Annotated in this window: 21 protein-coding genes; 16 read left to right on the top strand and 5 right to left on the bottom strand. The window is 46.3% G+C overall.

All coding sequences use genetic code 11. From position 1 onward, the window contains the following. Nucleotides 1-17: 17 nt before the first annotated feature. The 11 genes from I8U27_RS02725 to I8U27_RS02675 all read left to right on the top strand — a co-directional run bounded on the left by I8U27_RS02725 (nt 18) and on the right by I8U27_RS02675 (nt 7,878). A complete protein-coding gene (locus I8U27_RS02725; protein WP_232345181.1) occupies nt 18-884 on the top strand; it encodes an adenosylcobinamide amidohydrolase in 867 nt (288 codons plus the stop codon). Then, nucleotides 829-1,824, top strand: coding sequence for an adenosylcobinamide-phosphate synthase CbiB (cbiB, locus tag I8U27_RS02720; RefSeq protein WP_181750040.1), 996 nt, complete (start codon nt 829-831; stop codon nt 1,822-1,824). The genes I8U27_RS02725 and cbiB overlap by 56 nt, the downstream gene beginning before the upstream one ends. A 202-nt stretch (nt 1,825-2,026) precedes the next feature. Next, a complete protein-coding gene (locus I8U27_RS02715; RefSeq protein WP_181750041.1) occupies nt 2,027-2,704 on the top strand; it encodes a serine/threonine protein kinase in 678 nt (225 codons plus the stop codon). A gap of 120 nt (nt 2,705-2,824) precedes the next feature. Next, nucleotides 2,825-3,256 carry a CoA-binding protein gene (locus I8U27_RS02710; RefSeq protein ID WP_181750042.1) on the top strand — a complete coding sequence of 144 codons (432 nt, stop codon included), beginning with the start codon at nt 2,825-2,827 and terminating at the stop codon, nt 3,254-3,256. A gap of 120 nt (nt 3,257-3,376) precedes the next feature. Then, complete coding sequence (locus I8U27_RS02705; RefSeq protein ID WP_181750043.1) at nt 3,377-3,565, top strand: hypothetical protein; 189 nt, start codon at nt 3,377-3,379, stop codon at nt 3,563-3,565. Between the two features lie 224 nt (nt 3,566-3,789). Beyond that, a complete protein-coding gene (locus tag I8U27_RS02700) occupies nt 3,790-4,293 on the top strand; it encodes a DUF3907 family protein (RefSeq protein WP_181750044.1) in 504 nt (167 codons plus the stop codon). Between the two features lie 189 nt (nt 4,294-4,482). Then, nucleotides 4,483-5,205 (top strand): tetratricopeptide repeat protein, encoded by a 723-nt coding sequence (locus tag I8U27_RS02695; protein WP_181750045.1) that lies wholly within the window; start codon nt 4,483-4,485, stop codon nt 5,203-5,205. 337 nt (nt 5,206-5,542) lie between these two features. After that, entirely contained in the window at nt 5,543-5,935 is a 393-nt protein-coding gene (locus I8U27_RS02690; protein WP_181750046.1) for a DUF309 domain-containing protein, read from the top strand. Nucleotides 5,936-6,211: 276 nt separating this feature from the next. Beyond that, the gene (locus tag I8U27_RS02685) at nt 6,212-6,778 is read left to right on the top strand and encodes a hypothetical protein (RefSeq protein WP_181750047.1); all 567 of its coding nucleotides are present in this window, start codon (nt 6,212-6,214) and stop codon (nt 6,776-6,778) included. A 31-nt stretch (nt 6,779-6,809) separates the two neighbouring features. Next, the gene (locus tag I8U27_RS02680) at nt 6,810-7,079 is read left to right on the top strand and encodes a hypothetical protein (protein WP_181750048.1); all 270 of its coding nucleotides are present in this window, start codon (nt 6,810-6,812) and stop codon (nt 7,077-7,079) included. Nucleotides 7,080-7,593: 514 nt separating this feature from the next. After that, nucleotides 7,594-7,878, top strand: coding sequence for a hypothetical protein (locus tag I8U27_RS02675; protein ID WP_181750049.1), 285 nt, complete (start codon nt 7,594-7,596; stop codon nt 7,876-7,878). Nucleotides 7,879-7,923: 45 nt separating this feature from the next. Here I8U27_RS02675 and treR read toward each other — a convergent pair whose 3' ends face one another. From treR to I8U27_RS02650, 5 genes are all read right to left on the bottom strand, one after another. Further along, complete coding sequence (treR, locus tag I8U27_RS02670; protein ID WP_181750527.1) at nt 7,924-8,643, bottom strand: trehalose operon repressor; 720 nt, start codon at nt 8,641-8,643, stop codon at nt 7,924-7,926. A gap of 25 nt (nt 8,644-8,668) precedes the next feature. Next, nucleotides 8,669-10,345, bottom strand: a complete 1,677-nt coding sequence (gene treC, locus I8U27_RS02665) for an alpha,alpha-phosphotrehalase (protein ID WP_181750050.1) — start codon at nt 10,343-10,345, stop codon at nt 8,669-8,671. Nucleotides 10,346-10,360: 15 nt separating this feature from the next. After that, entirely contained in the window at nt 10,361-11,941 is a 1,581-nt protein-coding gene (locus tag I8U27_RS02660) for a PTS transporter subunit EIIC (RefSeq protein WP_181750051.1), read from the bottom strand. 392 nt (nt 11,942-12,333) lie between these two features. After that, nucleotides 12,334-12,933, bottom strand: a complete 600-nt coding sequence (locus tag I8U27_RS02655) for a YczE/YyaS/YitT family protein (protein WP_181750052.1) — start codon at nt 12,931-12,933, stop codon at nt 12,334-12,336. Nucleotides 12,934-13,060: 127 nt separating this feature from the next. Beyond that, nucleotides 13,061-14,119, bottom strand: a complete 1,059-nt coding sequence (locus I8U27_RS02650; protein ID WP_181750528.1) for an isocitrate/isopropylmalate family dehydrogenase — start codon at nt 14,117-14,119, stop codon at nt 13,061-13,063. A gap of 155 nt (nt 14,120-14,274) precedes the next feature. On the opposite strand from I8U27_RS02650, the gene I8U27_RS02645 reads away from it, so the two are divergent. The 5 genes from I8U27_RS02645 to ytxJ all read left to right on the top strand — a co-directional run bounded on the left by I8U27_RS02645 (nt 14,275) and on the right by ytxJ (nt 17,412). Continuing rightward, nucleotides 14,275-14,541, top strand: coding sequence for a hypothetical protein (locus tag I8U27_RS02645; RefSeq protein ID WP_181750053.1), 267 nt, complete (start codon nt 14,275-14,277; stop codon nt 14,539-14,541). 25 nt (nt 14,542-14,566) lie between these two features. Then, nucleotides 14,567-16,180 carry a beta-N-acetylhexosaminidase gene (nagZ, locus tag I8U27_RS02640; protein ID WP_232345217.1) on the top strand — a complete coding sequence of 538 codons (1,614 nt, stop codon included), beginning with the start codon at nt 14,567-14,569 and terminating at the stop codon, nt 16,178-16,180. A gap of 71 nt (nt 16,181-16,251) precedes the next feature. Further along, entirely contained in the window at nt 16,252-16,674 is a 423-nt protein-coding gene (locus tag I8U27_RS02635) for a DUF948 domain-containing protein (RefSeq protein ID WP_181750055.1), read from the top strand. Continuing rightward, a complete protein-coding gene (locus I8U27_RS02630) occupies nt 16,667-16,927 on the top strand; it encodes a YtxH domain-containing protein (protein ID WP_181750056.1) in 261 nt (86 codons plus the stop codon). The genes I8U27_RS02635 and I8U27_RS02630 overlap by 8 nt, the downstream gene beginning before the upstream one ends. Before the next feature lie 146 nt (nt 16,928-17,073). Beyond that, a complete protein-coding gene (ytxJ, locus tag I8U27_RS02625; protein WP_181750057.1) occupies nt 17,074-17,412 on the top strand; it encodes a bacillithiol system redox-active protein YtxJ in 339 nt (112 codons plus the stop codon). Nucleotides 17,413-17,432 lie beyond the last annotated feature (20 nt).

Below are 17,432 nucleotides of genomic sequence, written 5' to 3'. Positions count from 1 at the left end.
ACGGGTGAATGAGTCAAATGGATGGGGAAACTTTAGTTGAGCCTGTACAACTGGCTGATTTTCAACGGGTGGAATTTACGGGCCGCCCTCTTTTTATGCAGACAGAGAAAGGAGCCGCAAAAATGAAACCTGTGTTTGCGCAATCCAGCTGGCCAATCTGTTATCAGGTGACCTCTGAGATGATACAGATCCATTCGGATCGTCCCCTCCGAGTTTTAACGAGTGCCATCATGGGTGGAGAGGAACAGGCGGCGACTCTTATTTTAAACCGCCATGTGCAAAAATCATATTGTCCGCCGGACCCGGAAGCGGAGGTAAAAGAGTGGCTGAACGGCAAAAGAATCTCAACAAAAGGGACAGTCGTTTTGCTGACGGCGGCATATGTGGATCAGGCAGATTTCCGCGTGCAGGCATCGGACGGGTTCCGGATCGCTGTGTGGGCCACCGCCGGAGTGGGGAATGCGGCCAGAGCCGGAGTGGAGGGCATGGACGACAGTCCGGGGAAGCCGGGCACGATTAACCTGGTTCTGGTGATTGATGGGGAGCTCACACAGGCGGCGATGGTAAATAGTATCATCACGGCGACAGAGGCGAAATCTGCCGCCTTGCAAGATCTTGCAGTTACAGATTCAGCCGGAAATATTGCCACGGGCACCACTACAGATGCCATTGTTGTTGCCGCCACTCAACAACGGGTAGGCTCCGTTTTGCACAGATATGCGGGTGTCGCCAGTCCGCTGGGGCAAGTGATCGGAAGATTGGTCTATCGGGCGGTGCGGGAAGCAGTGTTGAATGAGAAAAGAATAAAGCAGAAAGGAATCGTTAACAATGGAAGTCGCCTGGATTATTTTTGCAGCTTATCTGTTAGACCTTCTTATCGGTGACCCCCGCTGGCTTCCTCATCCTGTGGTCGGGATCGGACGATGTATTTCCGGATTTGAAAAAGGGTTACTGAGCCTGATCAGGCGACAGCGATGGAAAAATGAATCTCATCCGGTTCAGATCCGGCTGCTTGGCATTTTGTTTCCTTTACTGATCGCCGGCAGTACCTATCTGCTTGTCTTTTTTATCACACAGCTTGTATATGACTGGAACGTCTGGGCAGGACGTCTGCTTGAAATTTGGATCATCTCAACGACAATTGCGACGAAAGGGCTTGCGGAAGCGGGGAAAAAGATATATGAAAAGTTAATTTCCGGGAATATCCGCCAGGCACGGGCAGCTTTGTCTATGGTGGTTGGCAGGGACACAGAGAAGCTGGATGAAGAGGAAATTGTTCGCGGCGGTGTGGAGACGGTGGCAGAAAATATCGTCGATGCAGCGGTCTCCCCGCTGTTCTATGCTGCTCTCGGAGGTGCGCCGCTGGCCATGGCGTATCGGGCAATCAATACACTGGACTCTATGGTCGGGTATCGCAATCAAAAATATTTACATCTGGGCTGGGCGTCTGCCCGGCTGGATGATTTGGCAAACTGGATTCCTGCACGCCTTGCGATTATTCCGATGTTAGGGGCTCTCGTCCTTTTACAGCTTCATCCCCGAACAGCCTTTCATATATATCGGCGGGATGCCAGTCTTCATCCCAGTCCCAACAGCGGCATACCTGAAGCCCTCATGGCAGGGGGGTTACATATCCAATTGGGCGGGGTTAACACATATCAGGGACAGCCCTCCAACCGGGCGACAATGGGTGAACCCGTGGAGCCAAAAAAACCGTCCCATCTGCTGCAAGCGATTCGGGTGTTGCACTTAACTTCAGCCATCTACATCAGCATTCTCATGCCGGTCACTTTTCTCATCCAAGTTCTGTTTGCTTATGTTTAAGGTTTAAGGTCCGTGTAAATCAGGTAAATAGAAAACGCCGGCCCGGCAATCTGATCATAAGTTTTTGGCAAAGTAGGAAATCATTAAGATAAAGGTATGATTCTGTTCAGGCCAAACGGTTAGGAGAATGCATACCCGGTTTGATTAAATATGGTATGTTAATGAAAGAAGTATCTGGTAAAACAGGAGGAACTGGAAATAGATGAATATCAATTTGATTGAGTCTCAGTTAAAACAGATAGATTTTCATGTGAATCCCGGCAATGAACTGGTTACGATCAAGTGGGTTCCGCCTGTTTTTCATCTGATTGGATGGGGGACGGATGCGGTTGTCGTCCAGCATCCGGATGGTCCCGACCGTGTTTTTAAAGTATTCGCCCGGGAACGGCTGCATAAAAAAGAGAATGAATATGACGTATACCAGCGGATCGGCCAATCCCCTTATTTTGCCCGTTGTTTCGCGAAAGGGGAAAATTATCTTGTTTTGAGCTATGAAGAAGGTCCTACTCTCTACCAATGTTTGGAACAGGGAATCGTGATCCCTGAACAAGTGATTGCCGATGTGGAAGATGCACGCACCTATGCAAGAAGTCGGGGCTTAAATCCCCGGGATATTCACTTAAAAAATGTACTGCTGCAAAATGGCAGAGCCAAGCTGATCGACGTATCAGAATTTCTCCAACCGGGAGATGACGGGAGATGGGATCACTTAGTCCAGGGGTATCGGGACTTTTACCACCTTATTAAAGGCAAAAAAATCCCGTCCTGGGTTATCGAGTTAGTGAAAAAAACGTATTACATGCAAGTCACGGATGAGTTCTCAGTCAGCGAGTTCGGCAGGCGCTTTGTGCAACTGCTGGGGTTGGGCAAACGAGACTAGCAGGTATCGCAAATCCAGCTGTCCGGGACATTGTGATGGCCGTTTCGTTCCGGGGAGTATACAGGGAATCAATTTTGATAAAAGTGATCATAAAAAGCTAAGGTGAAAGGATGATTTGTAATGTTTCAAAATCCGCCGGATGACGAAAGAGCGAAGCTTTTAGCAGAAGCCAAAAACGTTGCAGTGGTTGGAATGTCCGATAACCCGGACCGTACCAGTTACATGATTGCCGAAGCGATGAAACAGGCAGGTTATCGCATTTTCCCGGTAAATCCAAACTTAAAAGGAACTGTGTTGGGTGAAAAGCCGTATGGTTCACTCACTGAGATTGAGGAGCCGATTGATATTGTCAATATATTCCGCCGCAGTGAAATGGTAATGCCGGTCGTTGAAGACGCTGTGAAGATCAAAGCCAGATCCATCTGGATGCAAGAGGGTGTGATCAATGAAGAAGCGGCTCGCCTGGCTGAACAAAATGGGCTGCAAGTGGTTATGAACCGCTGCATTAAAGTAGATCATGCCATTTTGCTGGGAAAAAAGAGTGGCCGTTAAAAAAGGGCCAGGGTCCATTGACAACCGGTATCAACTTGTGACCATAATGAGAAAACAGGAACAAGAGTGAAGGGATGCTTCGGTTTGGGCTGATTTATAACTTCCAATGAGGTGATCGCTATGCAAACCGTCAAATTGTCTGATTTGGTTTTGGCAGTGTCACCGGAGTTATACGATTTGTTGACTGAAGCAGAACGAGATTCTGATATTATCGTTCAAGGAGACCCTCGTTCGTTGAGTGAAGAGGATATTAATACGATTATCGCTCAGACAATTGCCCATTATCATCAGAATGGTCCTTATCATTAACGATACCGCCCAGCCCCGCTTTGGAAGGGAAGCCGGGCGGTTTTTGATATTCCGTTTTTTTTCAGGAAATTTGCTTTGGCTTGAATGTTCGCTATGCCTCTTTCCAATCACGGTTAATTTTGGAACCGTTTGTACTTATTTGAGCAATCAGTGTTTTCTTGTGATATACTAAATTGGAATAAAGTCATTTGGAAGGTTGGAGTTTTGAGGGGGTTCATATTCTTATGCCAGCTGAAGAAACCAAACAGCTTTGTATCTTAACTCGGGAAAAGCTGCGCGATGCAAAACAGGAATTAGAGCAATTTTTGAACAACCACTGTGTCACTCAGCTGACGGAAGGACAGACGGATCAACCGGCAGAAACAGAAGCATATATCTGTGATTTTCTTGCTGATCTCAGGCATTTGAGCGTAGCGTGTGAATTGGGTTATGAAAAAGTAAGCCTGGTTTTGCGCAGGGCAAAATTTAACCATGATTTTGCGGAAAAAGTACTGAGCGAGATTGTCCATTCTTGCATATATTGTTTTTATTATCCAAGGAATGAAGTGTACGAAGAAGACGGACGTTACTCATATACCAGCGTTGATGCTATTAAATTTAGACAAACTCCCCCGGAACCCCTGCGTCAAATTACGGTTTCTCTTTCAAAGATCTTTGAAATTTTACGGGATGAATTAGAATATTACGAAACTGACTATGTTACTCGGATTCGTATGCAAAAAACATAACTGGTTAATATAGAATTCATTTCCAATTAATATAAAACAAACCCTTTGATCCTAAATTGCTGGAATCAGGGTTTGTTTTTTGTTTGTTCGTGACATTTTTTGTCGAATAAGTTACACTAAAATTATTAAAAGAGATGAACGGTAGACTTTCTGGAAACGATGGCTAAATGAGCAAAGGGGGAAATAAAGATGGCAGGACCGATGTTTGAAGTGTATTCCATCGTTTACAAACAGGGGAAGAAACAGGTGGTTCAAGGTAGTTACCGCCGAAACCGTGCTCGTATAGAACGTCTGATCAAAAAAGATCCGCAAGCTGATTATTATCTGGCCCTGGCCCATTTGGAAGCCAGGAATCGTCAGTGGGACCGTGCACAGGCTGCGATTGGGTCCGCATTGGAGTTGGAACCGTTATGTGCTGAGGCGCAACTGTTGCTTGCACAGGTTCTGGAGGCTAAAAATGAGCTGCAACCTTCAAATGATGCTTATCAATCGGTGTTGAACTGTCATCCTGATTTTAGCAGAGGCTACCGTGAGTATGCACGATATCTGATGACTCATTCAGATTCTCTCCGTCTCGCACAAAATCTTTTGTTGCGCAGTTTGGAACTGGATCCGAAGGATGCTCTTGCCCATACGTTACTGGCGGAAGTGTATCTGCTGCAAAGCCACACCAGACAAGCTTTGCTCCATCTTGAACTGGCTGCCCACTATCATGAGGGACAACCTTTTTATCACCAACGGACCGCAAATTTGTTCATGAAGATGGAACAGTACGACGAGGCGGCCAAACAACTCAAGTTGGCTCTTCGTATTGATCCGAAAAATAAGCTGATCCGCTCCCAGTTCCGGCAGGTTCTTAAAGAGACCAATTCGCCAAGATTTTCATCGCTCTGGAAGCGGTGGGGGATCTAGCAGTCTCTTCTTCTTTAAATAAATCAAACACTTTGAAATCCGGTATTGAAATTTAAAAAGTTTGAAAACATTGCTCGACAAAATATCGACAAAATTCGGGGAGCATGATAAAATGAATGCTGTAAGTAAGGTTGACCTTCTTGCTTACGCTACCACGCTTCTTTTAACTCCTTAATCTTGACCCTCTTTCATGTGACCAGGAGCGACCTGGTCTTTTTTTTGCAGAAAATTTATGTCTGATGAAAATGGTTATATGATAAATAATGAATGGGATCAAATCTGTAAAAGTGATGATCAAGCGGGGAAATTAACTGAGCAGGGAAAGGAGAGCCGGAGAATGAACCAGACATATCACCCCCTCTATTTGGAGTTTTTCAGATGCTATCATAGGGGAGAATACTGGGAGGCACACGAGGTTCTTGAGGAATTATGGCAAACTCAAAGAGAGAACGATTTTTACCATGGCCTGATTCAAATTGCTGCCATCATGCACCAGTTGAGAAGAGGGAAAGTCCGGGGTGCGAGAAAGCTTGCCACCACCGCGATTGGTTATCTCCAGCCCTATTCCCCTCAAAAAGAGGGTGTCCAGGTAGACCGGGTGCTGGACTGGCTTCACAAATGCCTTCATATCCTCCCGGATGGCATTGCAAAAATGGAACCTTCCGAATTGGAAAAACTGGGAATTGAGACGTGTGAGCTGCCCGATTTTGATAAGACTGCAACCAGATAGAAAAGAATACTCTGATCCGAACCTGAAGATATAAGGGTTCGGATTTTTTGTTTGGTTGAAATCTAAAAGCTGCCGGAAGATAGCCCTCATACAGCCCTGGGATGAAGTTTGAATTCTGACTCCCCCCTTAGTTACACACACTTTCACAGAAAAAGGTCAGACATGAATTTTTATCTAAAAATAACATAAATAGATACAGATCTGACTGAATAATGATATAAAAACATTTGATTATTTCCAGAACCAGGTCCGAAAAGCGGGAGGAGGATGGATGGGATGAAAGGGAGAAGATGGACCGAACAAGAGGACCAATTATTGAGGGAAAGTGTTCTGCAATCGATCAGCAATGGAGGAACACAATTGGAAGCGTTTGAGAAAGTCGGCCGCAAGCTGGAACGAACCCCCGGTGCATGCGGATTTCGCTGGAATGCCGTATTAAGGCGGCAAGACCCCATTTCCTATTCAGAGGCGAAGAAGAAACGGGTATACAAGCAGATACAGAAAAAAAGAGGGCTTCAGCTGGAGTCATTTTCACAAATCATCGCGTCAATCAGGCAGATGGAAAAAGTGTGGAACCAATTGCGCGATGAAGTGCAAGAACTATCCAAACAATTAACTGAAAGAAACAAGCGTTATGAACGGTTATTAGAGGAAAATAAAAGGCTGAAAGATGAGAAAAGGTCCTATGAATGGTACCAGCAAGAGGTCAAAGGGCGTTATCTGGATCTGTTGCATTTGTTAAAACATTTACAGGAGGAATCCTCTTTGGATCCAGCCGAAAAGATAAACGATGAAAAAGAATCAGAGATAAATGCGGATACAGGCAGCAATTCCTCTTCATAAGCTTTTCATATGAATGTAAGGAGAGAAAGAGGTGCATGATTTGCACGCAGAAGATCTCAGCAGCGAAATCAGGGCTCTACGGGAACGGCTTGCCTGTCTGGAAAAAAAGATCGAATTGGCCGAACAACGGTTGGATCAGTTAGTCAAAGAAAACCAGAAGCTTAACCAGGATATGAGGTTTTTTGAACTTATGCTATTGGAGGAATATCATCTGCTGCTTCAGTTATTGGGGAAAGATCAAAGCAATCTTCGTATTCATTCACTTGAACCGTCATCCGGAAAATTGCCAAATGCGGATTAGACAAAGAAACGAGCCTCCAGTTGTCCTTTGAAAGGCTCGTTTTCAATTGTTGTTTCCAACTAAGGGGAAAAATTCCCCGCCTCTTCCGAATAAACCAGACATGGTTGATGAAAAGAAATAAGAAGTGTCCCCGCCTGTGGACACTTCTCTTCCTGTGAAAATGATAAAAATCAGCAGAACTTGTTTGGCCGGAGTTTTTTACAAACATCCGACAAACCAAAAGATCGTCGGGATGATCAGCAAGAACAGGAGAAGGTTTCTATAAGGAGATGGATAGCCGTATGAATAACTTGCGGTTGCCGCTACAGGTTTACTCATCTGTTTGATTCCAGTCCTTTCATTTTAAGTGTAAGAGTATATTGATTATTTATAATTATTCATGCCGCTTCCCTTAAGGTGATAGGTTGTTCACCTATATTGCCGATGATTAGGCTTGGTTCCTGGGCATTTGACCTTACCCTTACGTCCTGATTCACATAAGTTGTAAGGGACTCGTGGAAAAGGAGGCTTTCGCATGACTGGGAACGGGCCATCGATTAAAGATTTGGCAAACATGATCAATAATGTTATGGGCTATAAGGTTCTGACTGAACAACAAATGGAGCAAATTATGCAGGGTGCCAAGAGAGCAAATGACAGAGGGGGAATGGGTGCAGTTTTGGATTATTTGATGAAAGTGACACAAGCAGATGTGGATAAAAGCGAACTAAAGCAGTTTGCCGAGCAGGTGAAAGCAAACCCCAGGACGGGGATGGATATTTTACAAGGGAAAAAAAGAATTCAGCGCAGAAAAAAGTAAGGCCCTGAGGACCTTTTTTTTACCGGATGTTTGCCGGCAGCACATCTATTTGTATGAAGGGCGGCGGGCGAAGTCAACAAAGCGAAATTTGTCCGGGCGATGGCGGGATTCAGTGTATTGAAATAATGTGTTGTTATCCAAATACACATAGTTGCGGACAACCACAATCACCGGATATCCGTTGTGATCAAGATGTTTTCGGTCTTCTTCCGTCGTCTCTTCAATGGTGATGATCTTTTTGGCAAAGCTGATCTTGTTATCCAGGGTTTGCTCCAAATATTCGTAGATGGAGTCCTCACAGATCTCCTTTGATAAAGGGGGGATGATCCTCTGGCGAAAGTGATCTTTATCTAGAATAATTTTTTCACCCCCGATTTCACGTACGCGGATCACTCTCCAAATCTCTTCAGATCTTGAAATGTTCAGCTGGGAAGCGATATATATGCTGGGCTTTGTCAACACCAGGGAGATCACATGTGTTTTTGATTGCTTGCCCATTTTGGCCGCCAGTTCTTTAAAGCTGATCAATCCCGAGATCGGGAAATCAAGTTTATTTACGTGAAGAACAAAAGAGCCTTTTCCTTTGATTTTGTGAATGTAGCCATTCTGAGAGAGAAGATTCAGGGCCTTGCGTACTGTTTCACGGGAGGTGTCATACATTTTCGCCAGTTCGTTTTCAGATGGAAGCCTGGTGTTTACAGGCAGCCGGCCCTGTTCAATTTGTTCAACGAAATCTTGGTAGATAGTCAGATAAATATTGTCGATAAACGACCCCTCCCAACATCGACAATTATATAGTTTGAGTCAGTCGAAAAATAATTGATTCATAAGGCCTTAACTTCATCCGTTTGAAGTTGTCAGGGACGTCTCTGTAGTTGGACAGGAGAACCTCTCTGTTCCAATCGCTGCCTTTCATTGTTTCCGGCAGACTAAACGTTGTCTCGTGGCGGCGGAAGTTATTGATGACAAGCAGTTTCTCGCCATCACCGTTGCGGAGATATGCAAATACGTCAGGATGCTCCGAATCGAGCAGCTCAAAGGAGCCGGTTGTAATAATGTCGTACGTTTTGCGGAGCCGGATCAATTCTTTGTAATGATAAAAGATAGAATCCGGATCGGCAAGGGCTTTTTCGGCATTAATCTCCTGATAATTGGGTGCCGTTCTGATCCAGGGGGTCCCTGTAGTAAATCCTCCGTTTGGCGATGTGTCCCATTGCATCGGGGTTCGCGAGTTATCGCGTGATTTTTGGCGGATGATGTCCATCACTTCATCCTCGCTTAAGCCGCGTTGCCGAAGAAGGTGATACATATTCAGAGTTTCTACATCCCGGTAGTCGTTGATCGAGGTGAAATTCGGATTGGTCATCCCGAACTCCTCGCCCTGGTAGATAAACGGAGTCCCCTGCATCAGATGGATGGTGGTAGCCAGCATTTTAGCTGATTCTTTGTGATAGGTTTGATCATCACCGTAACGGGATACAATGCGCGGCTGGTCGTGATTGCACCAGAAAAGCGCGTTCCATCCGCCAGCTTTGCCCATCTCCGTTTGCCAGGAGGACAGAATCTGCTTTAATGCCAAAAAATCAAATTCACCAACGCTCCATTTTTCGCCGTCGGGATAATCTACCTTCAAATGATGAAAATGAAAGATCATGTTTAACTCGCGGCTGTCAGGCCGGGTATATTGAATACAATGGGGAATCGTAGTTGAAGACATCTCCCCTACTGTCATCATATCGTATTTAGAGAATACTTCCCGGTTCATTTCGCGCAGAAACTCATGCACCCGCGGACCGTCGGTGTAAAACTTTCTCCCGTCTCCCGGGGGCTGGTCATCAGGAAACCGCTGGTCTTTGGAGATCAGGTTGATCACATCGAGGCGAAACCCGTCTACTCCTTTGTCCAGCCACCATCTCATCATGTCATAAATTTCCTGGCGGACTTTCGCGTTTTCCCAGTTGAGGTCCGCTTGAGTCACATCGAAGAGATGCAAATAATATTGATCCGTGTTTTCATCATATTGCCATGCCGGACCGCCGAATTTGGACTGCCAGTTGGTTGGCTCCCGGCCTTCTTTCCCGTCTTTCCAGATATAAAAATTACGATAAGGATTTTCTTTGCCCGAACGGGCCTGCCGAAACCATTTGTGCTCTGTTGAAGTATGATTGACAACCATATCAAGAATGATTTTCAGGCCGCGGGCATGAGCTTCGGCAAGGAGCTCATCAAAGTCTTGCATTGTACCGTACTCTTCATAAATGGAACGGTAATCACTGATATCATAACCATTATCCCTTTGCGGTGAACGGTAGATCGGCGTCAGCCAGAGAACGTCCACCCCGAGCTCTTTCAAGTAATCCAGTTTTTCAATGATTCCCCGCAGGTCTCCCACACCGTTTCCCGTTGTATCCTTAAAACTTCTGGGATAGATCTGGTAGACAACTGCTTTTCTCCACCATTCTGTCAAGGGTTTCCACCAACCTTACATGATCTCTTCGATTTCCTCTTTGATGACAGACGATTTCGTACCGTATACCGCCTGCACGCCATCCGCCAGTTTGATCACGCCTGCTGCTCCCAAACGCTTGAGCTCTGCTTCATCTACTTGATTTAAGTCTTTGACCCCCACACGCAGCCGGGAGATACAGGCATCCAATTTCGTGATGTTTTCTTTCCCGCCCAGTGCGGCGAGAATTTTGGCCGCCCGGCTGTCATCGCCGGCCTCATTTGCCATTGTCTTTTTATTTATGCCCGCTTTGCTGCGGAATTCTTCTTTGGTATAAAGCCGCGTTTCTTCCTGTTCCTCTTCGCGACCGGGAGTTTTAAAGTTCATCTTCACAATCAGCATTTTAAAAATAAAGTAATAAATAACAGCGAACAGCAACCCCAAACCAATGATAACCAGCCATGCACTGGATTGGTTTGGCAGCACATTGAACAGAACAAAATCAATCAGTCCGGACCCGCCGGCAAAACCGGCATGATAATCGAGAGCATTCATGACGCCAAAAGCGAGGGCTGTCAGGAACGCATGTACTGCATACAAGACCGGTGCAACGAAAAGGAAGGTAAACTCCAGCGGTTCAGTAATCCCGGTGAGAAATGCGGTTACAGCCGCTGCAATTAACAGGGATTTCGCTTTTGCTTTTTTGCTCTCTCTGGCAGTGCGGTACATGGCCAAAGCTGCTGCGGGAAGGCCGAACATCACGGGGATAAACTTCCCGGCGATATAGGTGCCGCCTGTGATTGGGATTCCGGGGTCTTTCAGTTTGTCGATCACCTGGGAAATGTATACATTTTGATCACCGACCACACGGGCACCCTCAAGACTGGTATAGGTGCCGCCGATTTCTGTAAACAGGAGCGGTGTATTGTAGATATGGTGTAACCCAAACGGGATCAACAGTTTTTCAATTCCGCCGTACAAGCCTACAACAAGCGGATTGGTATGCCGGGCCACAAAGTCACCGAGTGTGAGCACACCCTTGCCAATGATCGGCCAGACGAAGAAAAGAGCCACAGCCATCAGAATGGCAGCAAACGAAGCGACAATCGGCACCAGCCGTTCCCCGCTGAACAGGGAGATGGATTCCGGGAGGTCAACTTTGTGAAACTTATTATAAAGGTAAGCGGATAAGAAACCGATAAGAATGCCGCCAAACACACCCGTCTGCATCGTTTTGATTCCCAATTCACTGCCGAGTATCCGCTCATTCAGCTTGATTTCTGTAATATCAATCAGTGCCCCGATCGTGGTATGCATGATAAAGAAGGCGATCAGGGCAGCGAAACCGGCCATTCCCCGGCCCGTCCAGGTAATGGCGATTGCCACGGCAAATAGTACTGGCAAATTGTTGAATACGGCCTGACCAGCCCTTTGCATCAGTTCACCGGCCACCTGCCACCCGTGTCCGGAAAGAAACGGCAATAGTTCTTGTACACTTGGATTTAACAGCACTCCACCGAGTCCCATCAGAATGGATACAAGCGGAAGAATCAGAACAACAGCCATCATGGCCCGCCCAATTCGCTGGAAGAAATCAAATGATATTTTTGTAGTCATAAAGTTACCCCCTTTAAAGTGAGCAGATCATAAGAATCCTTTATTAGTTTTTGCTGAACCAACATGTATATACAGGCTGGTGTGCAAAAAAATAAACAGGAAAGCCCTTTCATTGTAACCTGTATATACAGGATTGTAAATAAGATGGAAACTTTTAAAAGCTGATTTCCCACACAAATGGTTGTCAATCGGCTTTCTCTGTAAAAAGTGTTAAAGTGTGGATAACGTTGAAAAAGGCATCCTGCGCCGGGCTCTACTGAAGAGAATAAATTCCACCCTGATTCGTTCATAACGGTCAGGGCGGGATTTTTGCATAGAGTGGATTTTGCGTCGGTGAGATTGTAAAAGATGTGCTTATTCCAGAACTCTTTAATCATTGACTTTCAGTCCGCCTATTTTTTTTGAAAAAATGGCTCAATCTTAGGCAGGAAAAATTGCAGCAAAGGTCCGATTAAAAATGTGATGAGGATCGTTCCGATACCGATCGGGCCTTCCAGCAGCCATGCCAGGATCAGAGCAAGTACTTCCCCGATCGTTTTAGAAACCCGCAGGCTGAATCCCGTCCGTTTAGAGATCGCATACATAAGCTTGTCCACAGAAGTCATGGCAAACTGAGCCTGAAAGTAAACGGCTAAGCCCACAGCAATAACAAGCGTTCCCAGCGAGAAAAGAAGAAACTGCCATACCCATTGGTTTGTTTCCCATTGCAAGAGGAAAAGCCATCCATCGATAAGAAAACCGATCAGCAGGATGGTGATCATGGCGGGAAAATCGGGCCGCTCTTTCAATAAGAAAGCATTAACTGCAATCAGGATGAACCCGACAATAATCACCCAGGAACCTACGGTAAGCCCCACTTTTTGGGACAGCCCTACATTCAGGGCATCCCAGGCACCAGTGCCGATGTTGGCGCGGATGACAAGGGAGATCCCGAAGGATAAAATAATGAGTCCAAGTATATAGGCAATGATTCTGTGAAGAGAAATTTTCAACAAAAGACACCTCTGTGGATGAAATTCAAAAGATCACCATGTTGTCGCACTGCCTATACAGGAAAGAGAAGGCAGGAAAAAGAAGCCAGTCGTTATTTTCGGAAACTGGCTTTTTCTCCCTGAAACATTAAAATCCTTGCAAGGTGCTCCATACTTCAAGCTTGGTTTGTACTTTGCTGATTACTTCATTGGTAAATTCAGTTGTGGTTGCACTTCCTCCAAGATCAGCGGTACGAACTCCCTCCCGAACGCTTTCGATAACGGCTTCGTAGATGGCGCGGGAGGAGGCGGACGCTTTAGGATCGTTGAAGTAGGTAAGCAGGGAAGCACCGGCCAGAATCATAGCCATCGGGTTGGCAATGTTTTTGCCAAACAGGGATGGGGCTGTTCCATGCGGGGCTTCTGCCATGACCACCTGGGTATTGAACTTTTCGTCAAAGCCCATCAAGATTGATTCAGAACCGGCGATGGAACCAAACAGTTGCAGAACAAGGTCGCTCAGGCAATCTCCGTCGCGGTTGAGGGCAGGAATCACCAGGGGATCGCCGGAATTGTTGATTAAGAGGGCGTAAGTGGCATCAATTAATTGCGGCTCATAGCGGACTTCAGGATAACGTTTGCTCGCTTCATCCATCTCTTCTTTCAACATGCCTTCATAAACGGGGCTTACAGTATATTTGGGGCCGCCAAATACTTTGGCATTTGTCTTTTTGGCGTGGCGGAAGGCAAATTCGGCGACAGCACGGCAGGTTTTTCGGTCGATTTTTTCGGTGCGGAAAGCGACTTCCTCCAACCCGTCTCCTTCGCGCCATTCCTCGGCTCCGTAAGCATCGCCCACAGCCATGCGGATCACGGAGATGGGGGAATATGTACCAGCTACCGGACGAACCCCGGGGATCCGGCGGCCGGTGCGGATAATTACCTTTCCGTCAATTTCTTTCCGCAAAATTGCGTTCGGGCTTCCAATATCTCCTTTTGCTTCAGGTGTAATCGTGGCTGCCTTTAAACCAAAGCCTGTTCGCTTCATGGCCCTGGCTGCTTCGTGAACCACCTGGTTATTTGTTTTCCTGCGATTTTCAAGACTGAGATCAAAATATTGAAAATCGATATCAAAGCCGATCACATTGGGATCAAGGACGCGTAATGCTTCATCTAACAATTCTTGTCCGGTTTGGTCGCCTTTCATGACAACCACAGATTTGATACTGCTCAACAGACTTCACCTCAATTTCTTGTTACATTCCCCGTCTATTATACTCTTCGATTCTTCCCTGTACTAGACGCAGAAGATTTGGACAAATTGATAGAAAATGTCTTTCCTTTTCAGGAAGATCAGGTACAATGGAACAGGTAGGGAGGAATTTTTTTGTTTGCAAAACGGGAAATGAAGTCGAAAATCCAACTTCAACTATTTTTGATGCGGTTTTTGGCAGTTTTGCCCCGTTCCGTTGCCAGTTTGGGACAATGGCGGAGGCCCTGCCACTCTTTCCATTTAAAGCAATTTCTGCTAAAAAAACTGGCGTTATCGCTGAGCTTTCTCATGTTTATTTTTTCCGTCGCCTGTTCCGGCCAGCCAAAAACGACCTTGACCCAGAAGACAGGTCCTGATTGGGTGGATGAAACATTGAAGGAAATGTCGTTGGATGAAAAGATCGGGCAAATGTTTATCGTCGGCTTTCAAGAGACATCAGGCGGGGAAGCGACGGTGGCGAACGAGCATGCCAAAAAATTAATCACTGACCATCATGTTGGCGGAATCATCTATTTTGACCGCAATATTCAATCCCCCGGTCAAGTAGGGGCCTTAAGTAACGAGTTGCAGGATTTGGCTCTTTCTTCATCACCACAGATCCCGCTGTTTATCTCGATTGACCAGGAAGGGGGAAAAGTGGTACGTATCAAAGAAGGAGTTACAGTTTTTCCGGGCAATATGGCCCTGGGGGCCGCCCGTGATCCCGACCTGGCGTACCAGACGGGAAAGCAGATGGGGATGGAATTGCGGGCCATGGGAATCAATCTGAATATGGCTCCTGTTCTTGATGTGAATAATAACCCGAAAAATCCGGTCATCGGAGTGCGTTCTTTCAGTGAAAACCCCGAATTGACGGCACAGATGTCTGTCTCCATGATAAAGGGATTTCGCGACGGAAAAGTTCTGTCGGCAGTGAAGCATTTCCCCGGTCACGGAGATACTTCGCTGGACTCCCATATTGATTTGCCGCAGATCCCCCACAACCGCAAACGGCTGGACCGGGTTGAACTGGTTCCGTTCCGTGAGGCGATTGCCCATGAGGCCGATATGGTGATGACCACCCATATTACCTTTCCGGCTCTGGAACCCACTCCGGGGCTGCCGGCTACCCTGTCCAAAAATGTGTTAATCAGTTTGTTGCGGAAAGAGCTGGGGTATCAAGGGGTGATTATCACGGATGATCTGGAGATGGGAGCGATTGCCAAAAACTTTGGCACCCCTGTGGCTGCAGTGAGAGCGATTCAGGCCGGTGCGGATATGGTCTTGATCTGCCACTCTCAGTCCAAACAGGAAAAATCGATTGAAGCAGTGAAACAAGCCGTAGAGAAAGGGATATTGACCGAAAAACGGATTGATGAATCTGTCCGCCGAATTTTAAAGCTGAAAGCGGAACGGCTCGGGGAAAACTCTATAATTGAAAAACCACACACCACAGCCAAAGAGATTAAGCAAAGGGTGGGAAATGCGGAAACAAAGGCATTATCTGTCCGGATCGCTGAAAAAGCAGTTACTCTGGTCAATGATCAACGAAAGTTTTTGCCTTTGCCTCCAACCTCGCATTCACGTCTCCTGGTACTGACCTCCCAAAAGCCGGAAACTTTTAGGGAAGCTTTGGAACAGGAAGGGTTCACCCCAGAGGTGGTTCTTACAGATGAACTGGACAAAGAAAAAATCCCGGAATTGGTCAGGCAGGCTGAACAAATGGATGCAGTGGTCGTTGGAGTAAGCCGGCTAAAATCCGGTTCGGCACAGGCAGAGCTCATTTCCCGCCTGCAAGCCGGGAATAAACCTGTGATCATTGTAGGGCTTGACACTCCGTACGATCCAAATGCCCTGCCGAAGGAATCTACATATCTCACTGCTTACGGGTCAACCACAGCCTCTCTTACAGCGGTTTCCAGGGCAATCTCGGGTAAGATACCATTAACAGGCCGCCTGCCGGTTACGATATCAGAAACTTATCCATTTGGGTCTGGTGTTGTGCAAAACAAATAGAGGGCAAAGGGGAGGACAAACTCTGCCCTCCCCCTTTGGCACATACTTTTACAGCATAGGAGGAAGCTTCGATGATTATTGAGATCAGTGTGGGAGTGGTTTCACTGGCCGTCACCGTCCTTATCATTTTTTTGATCCGATCGCTGGTCACTCTCACGAAAACGATGAACTCGGTCAACGAAACTTTACACGATTTGAAGGGAAAAGTAGAAGAGGCAGTGGGGGAATCGACCAATGCCTTTAAGGAAACCCGCCTGCTCGTTGAAGATCTGCGTGTAAAATCACAACAGACAGAGGAACTCTTTCATTCAGTCAGTGAGGTCGGCAAAACGTTTCAGCAAGTCTCCACCAGCCTCGTCCGTCATGCGGAAAAACATAAAGACCGTTTGAGCAATATTATTGCGATCCTTGGTGCGGGAATGGAGTTTGCGAGGCAATGGCGAAATGAGAGGTTAGACCAGGTACAAGAAAAGGAAGTGAAAGCAGATGAGTGAAAAAAAGGAAAGCGGCCATTTAAAATATTTTGTTATGGGGGCCGTATTTGGCGGGGTTGTCGGTGCGGCAATCGCCCTTTTGGCGGCACCGAAAACAGGCAGAGAAATGAGAAGAGATCTTGGAATAGGACTGGAAGCGGCGAAAGATAAAGGCATTCAAGTTTATCACAGCTTAAAAAACCAGACCGGGGAGATGGCGGGAAAGATCAGTGATGTCCGTGATCGTACTCAAATCAACTGGATTGATCTGTGAGCTATTCTCCGTTGAAGCGGGAGAGATCAGATTTAGGCAGAGCAATTTTAGAGAGGCATCCTTTCGACAGGATGCTATTTTTTTCATTTGTTTTTTCGCAAAAATGGGGTATCTTAGTAAAAAGACAAAAAAGCAAGGTGAAAAAGATGAAATTTCAACAACTTACCAACTCGCAACAAATCGACGATGTATTAAAATATTCTAAAGTCCTTCTTTTCAAACATAGTACCACCTGTCCGATCAGTGCCAATGCTTATTCTGAACTTGAGGAGTTCAGCCGCTCCGAAGAGGCCAATGATGTCAACATTGCCGTTGTTTACGTGATTGAAGACCGTCCTGTCTCCAATGAAATTGCTGAAAGGTTTCAGATCAAACACGAGTCTCCCCAGGCCCTTTTTATTCAAAGCGGAAAAGTGGTATGGCACGCTTCTCACTGGAATATCACCGAAGATGCGCTCAAAAAGGCATGTAAATCAGCCGACTAATTTGAATCACATTTTTGTGG

The organism is Paenactinomyces guangxiensis (assembly GCF_016055185.1).
Classification (GTDB): domain Bacteria; phylum Bacillota; class Bacilli; order Thermoactinomycetales; family Thermoactinomycetaceae; genus Paenactinomyces; species Paenactinomyces guangxiensis.
Note: the sequence above shows the minus strand (reverse complement) of the source record. Positions and strands in the feature narration are given on the sequence as shown.

What these genes read in the sequence shown, in the direction of transcription:
- I8U27_RS02725 (WP_232345181.1), top strand. Translation starts at nt 18, where the DNA reads ATGGATGGGGAAACTTTAGTTGAGCCTGTACAACTGGCTGATTTTCAA.
- cbiB (WP_181750040.1), top strand. Translation starts at nt 829, where the DNA reads ATGGAAGTCGCCTGGATTATTTTTGCAGCTTATCTGTTAGACCTTCTT.
- I8U27_RS02715 (WP_181750041.1), top strand. Translation starts at nt 2,027, where the DNA reads ATGAATATCAATTTGATTGAGTCTCAGTTAAAACAGATAGATTTTCAT.
- I8U27_RS02710 (WP_181750042.1), top strand. Translation starts at nt 2,825, where the DNA reads ATGTTTCAAAATCCGCCGGATGACGAAAGAGCGAAGCTTTTAGCAGAA.
- I8U27_RS02705 (WP_181750043.1), top strand. Translation starts at nt 3,377, where the DNA reads ATGCAAACCGTCAAATTGTCTGATTTGGTTTTGGCAGTGTCACCGGAG.
- I8U27_RS02700 (WP_181750044.1), top strand. Translation starts at nt 3,790, where the DNA reads ATGCCAGCTGAAGAAACCAAACAGCTTTGTATCTTAACTCGGGAAAAG.
- I8U27_RS02695 (WP_181750045.1), top strand. Translation starts at nt 4,483, where the DNA reads ATGGCAGGACCGATGTTTGAAGTGTATTCCATCGTTTACAAACAGGGG.
- I8U27_RS02690 (WP_181750046.1), top strand. Translation starts at nt 5,543, where the DNA reads ATGAACCAGACATATCACCCCCTCTATTTGGAGTTTTTCAGATGCTAT.
- I8U27_RS02685 (WP_181750047.1), top strand. Translation starts at nt 6,212, where the DNA reads ATGAAAGGGAGAAGATGGACCGAACAAGAGGACCAATTATTGAGGGAA.
- I8U27_RS02675 (WP_181750049.1), top strand. Translation starts at nt 7,594, where the DNA reads ATGACTGGGAACGGGCCATCGATTAAAGATTTGGCAAACATGATCAAT.
- I8U27_RS02660 (WP_181750051.1), bottom strand. Translation starts at nt 11,941, where the DNA reads ATGACTACAAAAATATCATTTGATTTCTTCCAGCGAATTGGGCGGGCC.
- I8U27_RS02650 (WP_181750528.1), bottom strand. Translation starts at nt 14,119, where the DNA reads ATGAAAGGCGACCAAACCGGACAAGAATTGTTAGATGAAGCATTACGC.
- I8U27_RS02645 (WP_181750053.1), top strand. Translation starts at nt 14,275, where the DNA reads ATGGAACAGGTAGGGAGGAATTTTTTTGTTTGCAAAACGGGAAATGAA.
- nagZ (WP_232345217.1), top strand. Translation starts at nt 14,567, where the DNA reads ATGTCGTTGGATGAAAAGATCGGGCAAATGTTTATCGTCGGCTTTCAA.
- I8U27_RS02635 (WP_181750055.1), top strand. Translation starts at nt 16,252, where the DNA reads ATGATTATTGAGATCAGTGTGGGAGTGGTTTCACTGGCCGTCACCGTC.
- I8U27_RS02630 (WP_181750056.1), top strand. Translation starts at nt 16,667, where the DNA reads ATGAGTGAAAAAAAGGAAAGCGGCCATTTAAAATATTTTGTTATGGGG.
- ytxJ (WP_181750057.1), top strand. Translation starts at nt 17,074, where the DNA reads ATGAAATTTCAACAACTTACCAACTCGCAACAAATCGACGATGTATTA.